At 69.3% G+C, this 14753-nt stretch carries 10 protein-coding genes and 3 tRNA genes; 1 reads left to right on the top strand and 12 read right to left on the bottom strand.

What is annotated here, in order from left to right:
- Nucleotides 1-50 precede the first annotated feature (50 nt).
- The 4 genes from modB to acnA form a co-directional block, all read right to left on the bottom strand.
- Nucleotides 51-719 carry a molybdate ABC transporter permease subunit gene (gene modB / locus DFQ59_RS06525; RefSeq protein ID WP_114278868.1) on the bottom strand — a complete coding sequence of 223 codons (669 nt, stop codon included), beginning with the start codon at nucleotides 717-719 and terminating at the stop codon, nucleotides 51-53.
- A gap of 39 nt (nucleotides 720-758) precedes the next feature.
- On the bottom strand, nucleotides 759-1532 hold the full coding sequence (modA, locus tag DFQ59_RS06520) for a molybdate ABC transporter substrate-binding protein (RefSeq protein ID WP_114278867.1): 774 nt from the start codon (nucleotides 1530-1532) through the stop codon (nucleotides 759-761).
- A gap of 41 nt (nucleotides 1533-1573) precedes the next feature.
- Complete coding sequence (locus DFQ59_RS06515) at nucleotides 1574-2419, bottom strand: TOBE domain-containing protein (RefSeq protein WP_114278866.1); 846 nt, start codon at nucleotides 2417-2419, stop codon at nucleotides 1574-1576.
- Between the two features lie 344 nt (nucleotides 2420-2763).
- Complete coding sequence (gene acnA / locus DFQ59_RS06510) at nucleotides 2764-5439, bottom strand: aconitate hydratase AcnA (protein ID WP_114278865.1); 2676 nt, start codon at nucleotides 5437-5439, stop codon at nucleotides 2764-2766.
- Nucleotides 5440-5734: 295 nt separating this feature from the next.
- On the opposite strand from acnA, the gene acnB reads away from it, so the two are divergent.
- On the top strand, nucleotides 5735-8317 hold the full coding sequence (gene acnB, locus DFQ59_RS06505) for a bifunctional aconitate hydratase 2/2-methylisocitrate dehydratase (protein WP_114278864.1): 2583 nt from the start codon (nucleotides 5735-5737) through the stop codon (nucleotides 8315-8317).
- Nucleotides 8318-8401: 84 nt separating this feature from the next.
- On the opposite strand, the gene DFQ59_RS06500 is transcribed toward acnB, so the two are convergent.
- The 8 genes from DFQ59_RS06500 to DFQ59_RS06465 form a co-directional block, all read right to left on the bottom strand.
- Nucleotides 8402-9859, bottom strand: coding sequence for a sensor histidine kinase (locus tag DFQ59_RS06500; protein WP_211314804.1), 1458 nt, complete (start codon nucleotides 9857-9859; stop codon nucleotides 8402-8404).
- A gap of 212 nt (nucleotides 9860-10071) precedes the next feature.
- On the bottom strand, nucleotides 10072-10578 hold the full coding sequence (locus DFQ59_RS06495) for an anti-virulence regulator CigR family protein (protein ID WP_170142060.1): 507 nt from the start codon (nucleotides 10576-10578) through the stop codon (nucleotides 10072-10074).
- A 259-nt stretch (nucleotides 10579-10837) separates the two neighbouring features.
- A tRNA-Leu gene (locus DFQ59_RS06490) sits at nucleotides 10838-10924 on the bottom strand.
- Between the two features lie 38 nt (nucleotides 10925-10962).
- Nucleotides 10963-11036 (bottom strand) — tRNA-Cys (locus DFQ59_RS06485).
- Nucleotides 11037-11132: 96 nt separating this feature from the next.
- Nucleotides 11133-11208: transfer RNA gene (locus tag DFQ59_RS06480), tRNA-Gly, on the bottom strand.
- A gap of 104 nt (nucleotides 11209-11312) precedes the next feature.
- Complete coding sequence (pgsA, locus tag DFQ59_RS06475) at nucleotides 11313-11879, bottom strand: CDP-diacylglycerol--glycerol-3-phosphate 3-phosphatidyltransferase (protein ID WP_114278862.1); 567 nt, start codon at nucleotides 11877-11879, stop codon at nucleotides 11313-11315.
- Between the two features lie 280 nt (nucleotides 11880-12159).
- Nucleotides 12160-14004, bottom strand: coding sequence for an excinuclease ABC subunit UvrC (uvrC, locus tag DFQ59_RS06470; protein ID WP_114278861.1), 1845 nt, complete (start codon nucleotides 14002-14004; stop codon nucleotides 12160-12162).
- Complete coding sequence (locus DFQ59_RS06465) at nucleotides 14001-14654, bottom strand: uracil-DNA glycosylase (RefSeq protein WP_114278860.1); 654 nt, start codon at nucleotides 14652-14654, stop codon at nucleotides 14001-14003. Before DFQ59_RS06465 ends, uvrC begins: the two co-directional genes overlap by 4 nt.
- Nucleotides 14655-14753: the final 99 nt, after the last annotated feature.

Below are 14753 nucleotides of genomic sequence, written 5' to 3'. Positions count from 1 at the left end.
CGATTCCCGCGCGCCGCCACACACGGACAACCGGGACCGGACGCTCCCGCTCAGGCGCTCGCCCGGGCCATGCGCCGGTTCATCAGCTGCAGGATGAGCAGCACCAGGAAGGCGAAGCCGAGCATGCCGCCGGCGAGCAGGTGGGCGCTGCCGTACTCCAGGGCTTCCACATGGTCGTAGATGGCGATGGAGATGACCTTGGTCTGGCCGGGTATGTTGCCGCCGATCATCAGCACCACGCCGAACTCCCCCACGGTGTGGGCGAAACCGAGGGTGGCCGCGGTCAGGAAGCCCGGCCTGGACAGGGGCAGCGCCACGTGAAAAAAACGGTCCAGGGGGCCGGCCCGCAGGGTGGCGGCCACCTCCAGCGGGCGTCGGCCCAGGGCCTCGAAGGCGTTCTGGATCGGCTGCACCACGAACGGCAGGGAGTAGACGCAGGAACCGATCACCAGGCCCGGAAAGGTGAAGGCGAGGCTGCCCCACCCCAGCTCCTCGGCGAGCCCCCCGAGCGGTCCGTTGGGACCCAGACCCACCAGCAGGTAGAAGCCGAGCACCGTGGGCGGCAGCACCAGGGGCAGCGACACCAGTGCTCCCAGGGGGTGGCGCAGCCAGTGACGGGTATGGGCCAGCCACCAGGCCAGCGGGGTGCCCACCGACAGGAGCACGACCGTGGTCACGGTGGCGAGCTGCAGGGTCAGCAGAATGGGTTCGAGTTCCATGGTCGTGCTCCCGGGCGGGTGTGACGGGGGGCGGATACCCTATTCGGTGCCGTAGCCATAGGCTTCGATGACCGCGCGGGCCGCCGGGCTCTTCAGGTACTCCGCCAGCGCAACGGCTGCCGGATTGCCGGCCCCCTCCTTCAGCAGGACCGCCTGCTGCTGCAGCGGGGCGTAGAGGGACTGGGGGACCAGCCAGCGGGAGCCGACCTTCTCCTCCGGCAGCAGGGCCACCTGGGACAGCGCCACGAAGCCGAGCTCGGCGTTGCCGCTGGCGACGAACTGGTAGGTCTGGGTGATGCTGTCGCCGCGGATGAGGCGATCGGAGACCGCGGCCTCCAGCCCGAGTCCTTCCAGCACCTCCATCGCGGCGGTCCCGTAGGGTGCGGTTTTCGGATTGGCGATGGCGAGCCGGCTGAACTCCCCCGATTTCAGCACCGTACCCTCCCCGTCCACGCGATCCGGGGCCGGGCTCCAGAGCACCAGCCGGCCGACGGCGTAGGTGAAGCGGCTCCCGGGGACCGCCTTCCCCTCCTCCTCCAGTCGTTTCGGGCGGGCAGCGTCCGCGGCCAGGAACAGCCCGAAGGGGGCGCCGTTGACTATCTGGGCATAGAGCTTGCCGGTGGAGCCGTAGCTGGCCAGGACCTTGTGGCCGGTCGCGGCCTCGAAGGCGGTGACGATCTCCTTCATGGCGGCGGTGAAATTGGCCGCCACGGCGGCGTTGACCTCCGCGGCCATGGCAGCGGAGTGCGGCAGGAGTGCCGTGGACGCCAGGAGGAGAGCCCTTGCGAGGTTGGTGAATCCCTGTCTTTTCATCGTTACTCCCTACTGTGGGTGTCGTGGTTGCGAAGCGGCGGTCAGCGGGTTGCCAGGATCACGCTGGAGGCCTTGAACACGGCGCAGGCCCGCATTCCCTCGCGCAGCTCCAGGTGGCCGATGCTCTCGTTGGTGAGAATGGAGGTCAGGGTCTTGCCGCCGCCCAGATCCAGGGTCACCTCGCCGTTCACGGCGCCCTCCCGGCACCAGACCACCTCGCCGCAGAGGCGGTTGCGGGTGCTGAGCCTGAGGCCATCGTCAGCGTCGGTGAGCAGTATCGAGGTGGCCTTCACCAGGGCGTAGGCAGCATTCCCGGGGGAGAGCCCCAGCCGCTCCACGCTGCCCTGGGTGATCATCGCCACGAGGCGGTTGCCGCCACCGATGTCGAGGGTGACCTCGGCGTTGACGGGGCCGCTCGCGATGGCCAGGACCGTGCCATGAAACTGGTTGCGCGCGCTGCTCTTCATTTCCAGTCGCTCCATGAGTTGGCGGAAATCTTCCATTTCATCCAGTGCCTGCAGATCGGCATGCAATTTGTTGAGATAGCGCCTGTGCATGACCTCGACCCGCTCGAACAGCCGCAGCTGGCGCAGGCCATGGGCCGTGATGCGGCTGCCGCCCCCGTGGCGTCCGCCCGCCGCACTTTCCACCAGGGGCCGTGGGGCGAGGTTGTTCATCGCCTCCACCGCATCCCAGGCGGCCTTGTAGCTCATGCCCGCCGCGCGGGCCGCGGCGGTGAGCGTGCCCAGCTCGGCAATCTTCCGCAGCAGCACCATGTGGCGGCGGCCCGCGAACCTGCGGCCCGCGAGACAGAACTGCAGTTCGGCGTCGAAACCCGGCAGGTCGGCTGTTCCGGCTCCGGTCCTGCCCTCGGTGTGTTGCGTCATATAGGGCGCTCCATAACGCGGGTCGTGTCCGCCCCTGTTCGACCGGCAGGAACCGGCGCGCGGCGGGTCTGTACCCTTGCCACAGCAATCTCCATGCCGAAGTATGGGTTCAGCCCAACCCGTTGATTCGACGCCGTTGGCGTATGCGGTTTGTCGGAAAGCCTTCAGTGGGGAGGGCGCAGTGGGGGAAGGTTGTCGGGATGCCGACACAGGCGGAGTGGAGACGGCGGGGAGGCCGTGAAGGGGACTGGGATCGGATGCGGGGTCGGAAAACCGCTGGGCCGGGATGCCCCGGAGCCGCGGGGAGGGCCTGCCCCCCCGCGGCTTCTTCCCGGGTTTTCCGGCTAGGCCGCCAGCAGCTGGCGCAGTACGTAGTGGAGGATGCCGCCGTGACGGTAGTAGGCCTGCTCCTGGGGCGTGTCGATGCGCACCCGGGCGCGGAACCGGATCGGCTCACCGCCGCTGTCCGGGGTGGCGGTGACCTCCACGTCCCCGCCGAGGGCGGCCACGCCGCGGATGTCATAGGTCTCCATGCCCGTGAGGCCCAGGCGCTCGGCGCCCTCCCCGTCCATGAACTGCAGGGGCAGGATGCCCATGCCCACCAGGTTGGAACGGTGGATGCGCTCGTAGCTGCGGGCGATGACCGCCCGCACGCCGAGCAGCCGCGGACCCTTGGCGGCCCAGTCGCGGGAGGATCCGGTGCCGTACTCCTGGCCGGCGAGGACCACCAGGGGCACGCCGCTCGCCTGGTAGTGCATGGCGGCGTCGAAGATGGTCATCTGCTCGCCGCCGGGCTGGTGGCGGGTCCAGCCGCCCTCCGTGCCGGGGGCCATGTGGTTGCGCAGGCGGATGTTGGCGAAGGTGCCGCGCATCATCACCTCGTGGTTGCCGCGGCGGGCGCCGTAGGAGTTGAACTCCAGCTCCCCGATCCCGTGCTCCAGCAGGTAGTGGCCGGCGGGGCTGTCGCGCTTGATGGCGCCGGCGGGCGAGATGTGGTCGGTGGTGACGCTGTCGCCCAGCACCGCGAGGCAGCGGGCATGGAGGATGTCCTCCACCGGCGCGGGTTCCGGCCCCATGGATTCGAAGTACGGCGGGTGCTTGATGTAGGTGGAGGACGGATCCCAGTCGTACAGCTCCCCTTTGGGCACCTCGAGCGCCTGCCAGGCGGGATCGCCCGCGAAGATGCGGGCGTAGCGATCGCGGAACATCTCCGCGTGCACCGATGCCTCGATGGCCGCCTGGATCTCTTGCCGTCCGGGCCAGAGGTCGCGCAGGTGGACCGGCTTGCCGTCGCTCCCCGTGCCGAGGGGCTCGTGGCGCAGATCGATGTCCATGCGCCCGGCCAGGGCGAAGGCCACCACCAGGGGCGGTGAAGCCAGGTAGTTGAGGCGCACCTCCGGGTGCACCCGGCCCTCGAAGTTGCGATTGCCCGAGAGCACCGAGCAGACCGCCAGGTCGCCCTCGGCGATGGCCCGGCTGACGGCCGGGGGCAGCGGTCCGGAATTGCCGATGCAGGTGGTGCAGCCATAGCCCACGGTGTGGAAACCCAGGGCCTCCAGGTGGGGCGTCAGTCCGGCGCGATCCAGGTAGTCGGTCACCACCCGCGAGCCGGGACCGAGGCTGGTCTTCACCCAGGGCGGCACGGACAGTCCCCGCTCGTGGGCCCGCTTCGCCAGCAGCCCGGCGCCGAGCATCACCGCCGGGTTGGAGGTGTTGGTGCAGCTGGTGATGGCGGCGATCACCACCGCGCCGTGGCCGAGGCCGGGGCCGCCGGGCTCCATCTCCACCCGCTTGTCCCGGGGGCCGGCCTCGTCGTGGCCCTGCAGGTACTCCCCGAGGGCGGCTTCGACATTCGCCTTCACATCCGGCAGCGGAACCCGGTCCTGGGGCCGCTTCGGACCGGCCAGGCTGGGCTGGATGGTGGCGAGATCCAGCTCCAGGAGATCGGTGTAGCGCGCCGGCGGGGCGCCGGTCTCGCGCCACAACCCCTGGGCGCGGGCATAGGCCTCCACCAGCGCCACCTGGTCTTCGTCGCGACCGGTCAGGCGCAGAAAGCGCAGCGTCTCCCCGTCGATGGGGAAGATGCCGCAGGTGGCGCCGTACTCGGGCGCCATGTTGGCGATGGTGGCGCGGTCCGCCAGCGGGAGGTGGACGAGGCCGTCGCCGAAGAACTCCACGAACTTGCCCACCACGCCGTGGGCGCGGAGCGTCTGGGTAATGGTGAGCACCAGGTCGGTGGCCGTGGCGCCTTCCGGCAGTTCTCCCTCCAGGCGCATGCCCACCACCTGGGGTGTCAGCATGGAGATGGGCTGGCCGAGCATGGCCGCCTCGGCCTCGATGCCGCCCACGCCCCAGCCCAGCACCCCGAGGCCGTTGATCATGGTGGTGTGGGAGTCGGTGCCCACCAGGGTGTCCGGGTAGGCGAGCCGCTCCCCTTCCCCCTCCGTCCCGAAGACGGTGCGGGCGAGATACTCCAGGTTGACCTGGTGCACAATGCCCATGCCCGGCGGCACCGCCTGGAAATTGGCCAGGGCCTTCTGGCCCCAGCGCAGAAAGGTGTAGCGCTCATGGTTGCGCTGGAATTCCAGATCGGTGTTGCGGGCGAAGGCCGCCGCCGTGCCGAAGGCGTCCACCTGCACCGAGTGGTCGATGACCAGTTCGGCCGGCTGCAGGGGGTTGATGCGGGCCGGATCCCCGCCCATGCGCTCCATCGCCTCGCGCATGGCGGCCAGATCCACCACCGCGGGAACGCCGGTGAAATCCTGCATCAGCACGCGGGCCGGCCGGAAGGCGATCTCCCGATCGGGCTCGGCCCGGGGATCCCAGGCCGCCAGGGCCTCGATATCCCGGCGGGTCACGGTCTGCCCGTCCTCGTGGCGCAGGAGGTTCTCCAGCAGCACCTTGTGGGTGAAGGGCAGCGTGCCGACATCGAACGGTCCGTCGAGCGCGCCCAGACGCCAGTAGGTATAGCGGGCCGCGCCCACGGGGAGCACTGCACGGGCATTGAAGCTGTCGGACATGGAATCCCCCTGTCTGACTGCGTGGCTGGGTCGGGAGCCGGTGCCGTCCTGCAGGCAGACTCCGGCGTCCCGTTCAGAAAGCATAGCGTGTCCGTCAAGACGGACGCGGGCGGGTCTTGTGCAGCGCGGAAATGAAAGGTATTTTGCGCGATAAGTAAATTACGTTGTCCTATAAGCATACTCTATGGCCATGTTTTTTACGGGGAATGGAGCATCGTTTGCCCGCCAGGGTGAGCCAAACGGCGCGCGGTGAAGTACGATATGCGCCGGAAATTTCAGGTATGGAGGAAGTGCAGTGCTCGAAGCCTATCGCCGTCATGTAGAGGAACGCGCCGCAGAAGGTGTCCCGCCGCTGCCGCTCAACGCCGAGCAGGTGGCCGCCCTGGTGGAACTGCTCAAGGCACCGCCGGCCGGCGAGGAGTCGTTCCTGCTGGAGCTCATCACCCAGCGGGTGCCGCCGGGGGTGGATGAGGCCGCCTACGTGAAGGCCGCCTTCCTGGCCGCCGTGGCCCGGGGCGAGGCCGAGTGTCCCCTCATCGACCGCGTGCGCGCCGTGGAGCTGCTGGGCACCATGCTCGGCGGCTACAACATCCACCCGCTCATCGAGGCCCTGGATGACCCGGCGCTGGCTCCCACCGCCGCCCGTGCGCTGTCCCACACCCTGCTCATGTTCGACGCCTTCCACGACGTGAAGGAGAAGGCGGATGCCGGCAACGGCCACGCCCGCTCGGTGCTGGAGTCGTGGGCGGAGGCGGAGTGGTTCACCGCCCGTGCGCCGCTGCCGGAGAAGGTCACCGTGACCGTGTTCAAGGTGCCGGGCGAGACCAACACCGACGACCTCTCCCCGGCCCAGGACGCCTGGTCGCGGCCCGACATCCCGCTGCATGCCAACGCCATGCTGAAGAACCCGCGGCCGGGCATCGACGACGCCCTGGCCCAGATTGCCGAACAGAAGGCCAAGGGCTTCCCGCTGGCCTACGTGGGCGACGTGGTGGGCACCGGCTCCTCGCGCAAGTCGGCCACCAACTCGGTGCTCTGGCACATGGGCAACGACGTCCCCTTCATTCCCAACAAGCGCGCCGGCGGCTTTGTCCTGGGCGGCAAGATCGCCCCCATCTTCTTCAATACCATGGAGGACGCCGGGGCCCTGCCCATCGAGTGCGACGTGAGCGCGCTGGAGATGGGCGACGTGATCGACATCCACCCCTTCGAGGGGGTGGTCCGCCGCCACGACAGCGGCGAGGAGGTGTGCCGGTTCGCCTTCAAGACCGAGGTGCTCGTCGACGAGGTGCGCGCCGGCGGACGCATTCCCCTCATCATCGGCCGCGGCCTGACCGAGCGCGCCCGCGAGGCGCTGGGCCGCGGCCACTCGGAGGCCTTCAAGCGCCCGCAGCCCGCCGCCGACAGCGGCCGCGGCTTCACCCTGGCGCAGAAGATGGTGGGCCGCGCCTGCGGCGTGGAAGGGGTGCGTCCGGGCGTCTACTGCGAGCCGCGCATGACCACCGTAGGCTCCCAGGACACCACCGGGCCCATGACCCGCGACGAGCTCAAGGACCTGGCCTGCCTCGGCTTCTCGGCGGACCTGGTGATGCAGTCCTTCTGCCACACCGCCGCCTACCCCAAGCCGGTGGACATCCAGACCCACCACACCCTGCCGGACTTCATCGCCTCCCGCGGCGGCGTTGCCCTGCGGCCCGGCGACGGCATCATCCACTCCTGGCTCAACCGCATGCTGCTGCCCGACACGGTGGGCACCGGCGGCGACTCCCATACCCGCTTCCCTCTCGGCATCTCCTTCCCGGCGGGCTCCGGCCTGGTGGCCTTCGCCGCCGCCACCGGCGTGATGCCGCTGGACATGCCCGAGTCGGTGCTGGTGCGCTTCAGCGGCGAGCTGCAGCCCGGGGTGACCCTGCGCGACCTGGTGAACGCCATCCCTCATGCCGCCATCCAGCAGGGGCTGCTGACGGTGGAGAAGGCGGGCAAGAAGAACATCTTCTCCGGTCGCATCCTGGAGATCGAGGGGCTGCCGCAGCTGAAGGTGGAGCAGGCCTTCGAGCTCTCCGACGCCTCCGCCGAGCGCTCCGCCGCCGCCTGCACGGTGAAGCTGGACCGGGAACCCATCATCGAGTACCTCAACAGCAACATCACCCTGCTGAAGTGGATGATTGCCAGCGGCTACGAGGATCAGCGCACCCTGGCCCGGCGCATCGAGGCGATGGAGAAGTGGCTGGAGAATCCGGAGCTGCTGGAGGCCGACGCCGATGCCGAGTACGCCGCCGTCATCGACATCGATCTCGCCACCATCCGGGAGCCCATCCTCGCCTGCCCCAACGACCCGGACGACGTGAAGCTGCTCTCCGAGGTGGCCGGCGACAGCATCGACGAGGTGTTCATCGGCTCCTGCATGACCAACATCGGCCACTACCGCGCCGCGGGCAAGGTGCTCGAGGCCTTCGGCGGCGCTGTGCCCACGCGGCTGTGGATCTGCCCGCCCACGCGCATGGACCAGCACCAGCTCACCGAGGAGGGCTACTACGGCATCTTCGGCCGTGCCGGCGCCCGCACCGAGCTGCCCGGCTGTTCGCTCTGCATGGGCAACCAGGCGCGGGTCGCGGACGGGGCCACGGTGATCTCCACCTCCACCCGCAACTTCCCCAACCGGATGGGCAAGGATGCGCGGGTCTACCTGGGATCGGCGGAGCTCTCGGCCGTGTGCGCCGTGCTGGGCCGCATCCCCGGCGTGGAGGAGTACCAGGCGCACATGCAGGGTCTCAACACCCTGGCCGGCGACATCTACCGTTACCTGAACTTCCACCGGATTGCGGAGTTCAAGGAGGTGGCGGACAAGGTGATCCCCCTGGCCCAGGCCTGCCCTTGAGCCACGAATCGGCCCCCGGCGGCTCGTCCGAAGGGGGCCCCCGGTTCATGTCCGCGTCATCCGCGACAGGGCGGGCCGGGCAGGTTACAACCGGAACGGAGCCCCGGCCTGCGGGCGGCGGGCATTAGCCGCCTTTGCGGGGCCGTCGAACACCGCGGGGAGCACGATCCGGAAGGTGGTGCCGTCCGGCCCGCTGCGCTCCAGGATGAGATCACCGCCGTGGGCGCGGACGAGATCGCGGGCGGTGGCCAGTCCGAGTCCGGTGCCGCCGGCGCTCGCGGCGCCGGCGAAGGGCGTGAAGAGATGTTCCCGGGCCGCGTCGGGAATTCCGGGGCCGTCATCGGAAAAGCTGATCCGCACCCGGCCGCCGGGCTCGGTGTCGGCCTCGATGCGCACGGTGCCGTGGTTGTCCATGGCCCGCACGGCATTGCGGCCGAGGTTCATGAAGACCCGGTAGAGGCGGTCGTAATCGGCCTCCACCTCGAGCCCCCGCTCCACCTCCAGCGCCCAGCGCACATCCCCCTTCTCGCAGGGCTCCAGCGAGGCGCCCACCTCCTGCAGCAGCTCCAGCAGGGGAAAGCGGCGCCGTTGGGGAACCGCCTGGTCGCCCCGGGCCAGGTCCAGCGTCTGGGTGCAGAGCTCAACGGCCCGGTCGAGGGAACCCACCAGCAGCGGCGTGACCCGCTTGACCCCGGGATCGTCCACCCGCTGCAGCCGTTCGGCGATGAGGTCTGCGCTGTTGAGGATGCCGCGCAGGTCGTGGGTGATCTTGCTCACCGCGGTGCCCAGCGCCGCGAGCCGGGTCTTCTGGGCCAGTGACTGGCGCAGCTCGGACTGCATGCGGGCGAGCTCCCGTTGCAGCACGCCGATCTCGTCGCCGCGGCGGGTGGGCGGCAGCATCCGGGCCGGGTCCTCGGGCGCCTTGCGGTAGCCGACGAGGTTGAGGGTCAGGCGGCGCATGGGCCGCACCATGAGCCACTGCAGCGTGGCGTAGACCAGCCCGGCGGTGATGAGGGAGATGACGATGGAGAGGTTCAGGATGCGCCAGGAGTAGTCGACCATCTCCCGGAACAGGTTGTCCTCCCGGAGGAAGATCTCGACCTTGATGCCGGGCTCGCCCCGGGCCGGTGTGATGACGGAGATGGTGCGCCTGCCGCCGGCGGCCATGGTCAGGAAGGCATCGCGGATCAGTTCCGGCGCGCCCGCCCCGTCGAGCTCGTAGCTGGCGTCCACCCGGGGCATGCCGCCGAGCATCAGTTCCGCCATGGGGCGCCACAACTCCACCGCCAGCACGCCGGATTGCTGCAGCAGCTGCTGCTCCAGCTCCGGCTCCAGCCGCCCGGTCGGCGTGGCGTCGAGCGCCAGTGTCGCCAGGTGCGCCTCGTTGGCCCGCTCCAGCAGGAAGGACTGGCGGAACCGGGCGATGGAAGGGACGTAGATCAGCACCTCGCTCAACATCACGAACAGGATGGTGAACAGGAGCAGCCGCGCCGAGAGGCTGCGGCGCAGAGGAGGCAGGGTGGTATCGGTGTTCCGGCTCAAGCGTTTCTCCCGCGCGATAGTCAGTGCTCTGCGGAACCGCAGCTGGTTGCGGGTACGGGGTTCCCTCCATCAGACCGTATTCCCCCGCCCGTTCCTTTCCGCTCCAGGGTCGGTCCGGAGGGCGGATTCAGCGCTTGCTGCCGGCGCGGCGACAGAGTCCCGACTCCCGCTCTCCACCCGCCGGGCGGGGAGCGCCCGCACGGGTCCACGCCTTAGTGGAAGACGTTGCGGATCACCTCGCTGACAAGGCCGGTGGCGGCCTGGATCAGCACCAGGTCACTGCCTGTCTGGACCCAGTCGTAACCGTCATGGTACGGGAGGGCGGAGCGCAGATCGGGGTTGACGTAACGCTTGGCGATTCCGGGCGGGAGGGGCTTGCCGCGCGCGAGATTCTTGCGGATGCCGGGCGGCAATGGCTTGGCGCCGCTGTACAGGAGTTCCCGGCGCCGCTCGCCCAGGAGGCCCTCGATGGCCGCCACGGTGAGACCGGTGGTCACCAGGTCTTCCACGGCGGCGGCGTTCCGATCATCCTTCCCCCGCTCGCCATGCCCGTTCATGCCGGACTTGCCGTTCCTTTCCGGTCCGTTCTGGACTTTCTCATGGGATTTACCGTTGCCCTTGCCCTCGGGCGGGGCCGCCTGCAAGGGTGACAACGCCAGGCCGACCACGACGAGTGCGCCGAGGAGTGTATAGAGGCAACGCCTTACGGAATGTCCCATGGGTGCTCTCCTTCGGGTCATGGGAGAGAGGAATTCCAATCGATGTTAGCAGGCGAAATGCGGCGGGTCACCCGGACCCGCCCGGGGAGCACGCCCCGAGGCGCGCTGTTCCGCCATCAGCGGACCATGGGCGTCGCCGCCGGTGTTGCGGGGGGTGCCGGAAGGCAGCGGAAGGGAGTCGAGTCTGGCCCGTCATCCTGGCGCCCGTGGAACGGCCGCTGCCTGAATCCGCTTATGCTGGGCAGTGAAGGGATGAAACTGGTGCCCGGAGCCGGGCTCGAACCGGCACGGGGTCGCCCCCGAGAGATTTTAAGTCTCTTGCGTCTACCAGTTTCGCCATCCGGGCGGGGCTTGTGGTCGTTGGCCCCGGAGGAAGGGAAAAAGTGGAGGCTGGGGTCGGAATCGAACCGGCGTCCACGGCTTTGCAGGCCGCTGCATAACCACTCTGCCACCCAGCCAGGGTAAAATCGTCGGCGCCCTTCGGGGCGCCCGGGCCTCGGGTTGCTGCTGGTCCCTAAGGCCAAAAACCCCGGCGTTGCCGGGGTTCCTGAATCTGGAGCGGGAAACGAGACTCGAACTCGCGACCCCAACCTTGGCAAGGTTGTGCTCTACCAACTGAGCTATTCCCGCGTCATTGTGGGCGCCATTTTAGCGTCCGCTGATGGGTTGTCAAGCCTCGGTCACGGGGTTTTCACAACCACCGCCACCCATCCGCCGAAAGTGGTCCGAAATGATCAGTTTGTACTTTCCCGCCCGGCCATGAGCACCGGCCAGGCGGCGCGCAAGTAGATGAACATCGACCACAAAGTCAGGCCCGCCGCGAGGTAGAGCAGCACGTAGCCGATATCCGCGATGGGCAGACCCACCAGGGGATCATGGTACAGCAGCAGCAGGATGGCCACCATCTGGGCGGTGGTCTTCACCTTCCCCACCCGGGATACGGCCACGTGGGCCCGCTTGCCGAGTTCGGCCATCCATTCGCGCAGGGCCGAGATGGCGATTTCCCGGCCGATGATGATGGCGGCCGCGATCGCCAGGAAGGGGCTCGGATCGTCCTGCACCAGCAGCACCAGGGCCACCGCCACCATGAGCTTGTCGGCGACCGGGTCGAGGAACGCGCCGAAGGGCGAGCTCTGCCCCAGGCGCCGGGCCAGGTAGCCGTCGAGCCAGTCGGTGACGGCCGCAAGGAGGAACAGCGCGGCGGAAATCTCCCGGGCCCAGCCGATGGGCAGGTAGAACGCCAGCACCAGGACCGGGATCAGGGCGATGCGCAGGAGTGTCAGAAGGTTCGGGATGTTCATCAATGGGCCTGTGGGTCTTGTTTTGTTCACACCTGGCGGAGATGGGGGCTGTTCCGGCAGGGCGTCGATACCGCAGAACCACCGTCCTGCCGGGCCGTTGCCCGGCATTCCCGGCACCTCGAACGGCGACACGGATGATTCCGCCCTGCTCCGCTCCTCCGCGCGTTCCGCTGGAGGCTCGGCATTAGTTTACTGCTTCACGGCCCCGGTGTGCCGTGAGAATTGCCGGCCGCGGGCAATGGACGGGGCGAGTGGCGCCCGGCCATGCCCGGGATCGGAGTCAGGATTCGTTGTGGAATGCGTCGTAGAGGCGTTGGGCCAGGGCCCGGCTGATGCCCGGTACCCGGGCCAGGTCCTCCACCCCGGCCCGGGCGATGCCCTGCAGGCCGCCGAAGTGGCGCAGCAGCCCGCGCCGCCGTTTCGGCCCGACCCCCTCCACCGTCTCGAGGGGCGAGCGGCTGCGCTTGCGCGCCCGCTGCTGGCGGTGGCCGGTGATGGCGAAGCGGTGCGCCTCGTCGCGGATCTGCTGGATGAGGTGCAGGGCCGGCGAGTCGGCCCGCAGGGTGAACTCGATCCCGCCGACCACCAGCCGCTCCAGGCCGGCCTTGCGTGAGGGTCCCTTGGCGACGCCCACCACGATCACACCCTCCACCTGCAGCTCCTCGATGACCTTGAGCGCTTCGGCCACCTGGCCCCGGCCGCCGTCGATGAACAGCACGTCGGGCAGCTTGCCCTCCCCGCTCTTGAGGCGGGTGTAGCGCCGCGACAGCGCCTGCTGCATGGCGGCATAGTCGTCGCCGGGGGTGATGCCGGAGATGTTGAAGCGCCGGTAGTCGGACTTGAGCGGACCGTTCCGGTCGAACACCACGCAGGAGGCGACCGTGGCCTCGCCCATGGTGTGGCTGATGTCGAAGCACTCCAGCCGCTGGGGCAGCGCATCCAGATCGAGTGCGTCCTGCAGCGCCTCGAAGCGGCGGTAGACGTCCTGGCGGCTGGCCAGCCGGCTGGCCAGGGCCTGCTCGGCGTTGGTGCGGGCCAGGACCACCCAGCGGGCGCGCTCCCCCCGCAGCCGGTGCAGCAGCCGCACCCGGTGGCCGGCCTCCGTCCCGAGCACCTCCTCGAGCAGCTCGGAGGCATCGAACCCGGCCTCGATGAGAATTTCCCCGGGAATGTCGGCCGCGTGGCGGGCGTTGAGATAGAACTGGGGCAGGAAGGCCTGCAGGATCTCCCGCGCCTCGATCCCCTCCGGGGCCCGGGGGAAGAAGTCCTTGCTGCCGAGCAATCGCCCGCCGCGGACGAACAGCACCTGGACGCAGGCCATGCCGGCCCGGGCGGCCACCGCCACGATATCGGCATCCCCTCCGCCACCGCTCACATACTGGCGCTCCTGCACGCGCCGGAGGCTGGTGATCTGATCGCGCAGCCGGGCCGCCTGCTCGAACTCCAGGGCCGCGGCGGCAGTCTCCATCCGTTCGGCGAGCTCCTCCGCCACCGTGTTGCTGCGCCCCTCCAGGAACATCACCGCGTGGCGGACGTCCTCGGCGTAGGTCGCCGGGGTCACCAGCCCGACACAGGGCGCGGTGCAGCGCTTGATCTGGTACTGCAGGCAGGGGCGCGAGCGGTTGCGGTAGAAGCTGTCCTCGCACTGGCGCACGGGGAAGAGCTTCTGCAGCAGCTGCAGGGTCTCGCGCACCGCGCCGGCGCTCGGGTAGGGACCGAAGTAGCGGCCCTGCTCGCGCTGCGGACCGCGGTGGAATCCCAGCCGCGGGAAGTCGGACTCGCCGGAGAGGAAGATGTAGGGGTAGCTCTTGTCGTCGCGCAGCACCACGTTGTAGCGCGGGCGATGAGCCTTGATGAGGTTGTTCTCCAGCAGCAGCGCCTCGCCCTCGGTATGGGTGACCGTGACCTCGATGGCCCGGATCTGGGCGACCAGGGCCTGCACCTTGGGGCTGGGATTGCCGGGCCGGAAGTAGCTGGAGACCCGTTTTTTCAGGTTGCGGGCCTTGCCCACGTAGAGGATCGCGCCCTTCTCGTCCAGCATGCGGTAGACGCCGGGGCGCGAGGTGAGGGTCCGGAGGAAGGCGGCGCTGTCGAAGCCGCCCTTCGGCTTCTCCGCCTGGCTCATGGCGCCTCGAGCAGCGTTCGGGCCCGCAGCAGCACGGCGTCGAACATGGCCTCGGTCAACCGGCGGGTCTGGGTGTTGTAGCGGCTGCAGTGGTAGGAGTCGAGCAGGATGCCCTCTGCGCCGAGAGCATGCTCGGCCCCGTGGGCGAAGGGATGGGAGGAGAGTTTCCGGTCCAGCGCCCGCAGGACAGCCCGGTGGGCAATGGCGCCCAGGGCCAGGATGACCGGCCGCGACGGCAGGCGGCCGAGCTCCAGGCGCAGGAAGCCGTTGCAGGCGTTGACCTCGGCGGTGGTGGGCTTGTTCTGGGGCGGAACGCACTTGACGGCATTGGTGATCCGGCACCCGTCAAGCACCAGGTCGTCGTCGGCCGCCGTGGAGGCCGGCGCGCTGGCGAAGCCGTGGGCATGCAGCGTGCGGTAGAGCAGGATGCCGGCATAGTCCCCGGTGAAGGGGCGGCCGCTGGCGTTGGCTCCGTGCAGGCCGGGGGCGAGTCCCACGATCAGCAGGCGCGCCCGGGGATCGCCGAACGGGGGGACCGGCGCTGCATGATAGCCGGGGTGCTGCAGCCGCACCTCCCCCAGGAAGGCGGCCAGCCGGGGGCAGCGGCGGCAGTCGGGTTCGAAGGAAAGCGTGGGTTCTGGAATCTGCATGATCGCTCGATAATCAGGCTGCCGGGAGGGTTGGGTCCGCGACCCGGAACGGTCTTCCGTCCTGGCGCTGCCGCGCCATGCATCCGGCCGGGCCGCACC

It is taken from the genome of Thioalbus denitrificans (assembly GCF_003337735.1).
Taxonomy (GTDB): domain Bacteria; phylum Pseudomonadota; class Gammaproteobacteria; order DSM-26407; family DSM-26407; genus Thioalbus; species Thioalbus denitrificans.
Note: the sequence above shows the minus strand (reverse complement) of the source record. Positions and strands in the feature narration are given on the sequence as shown.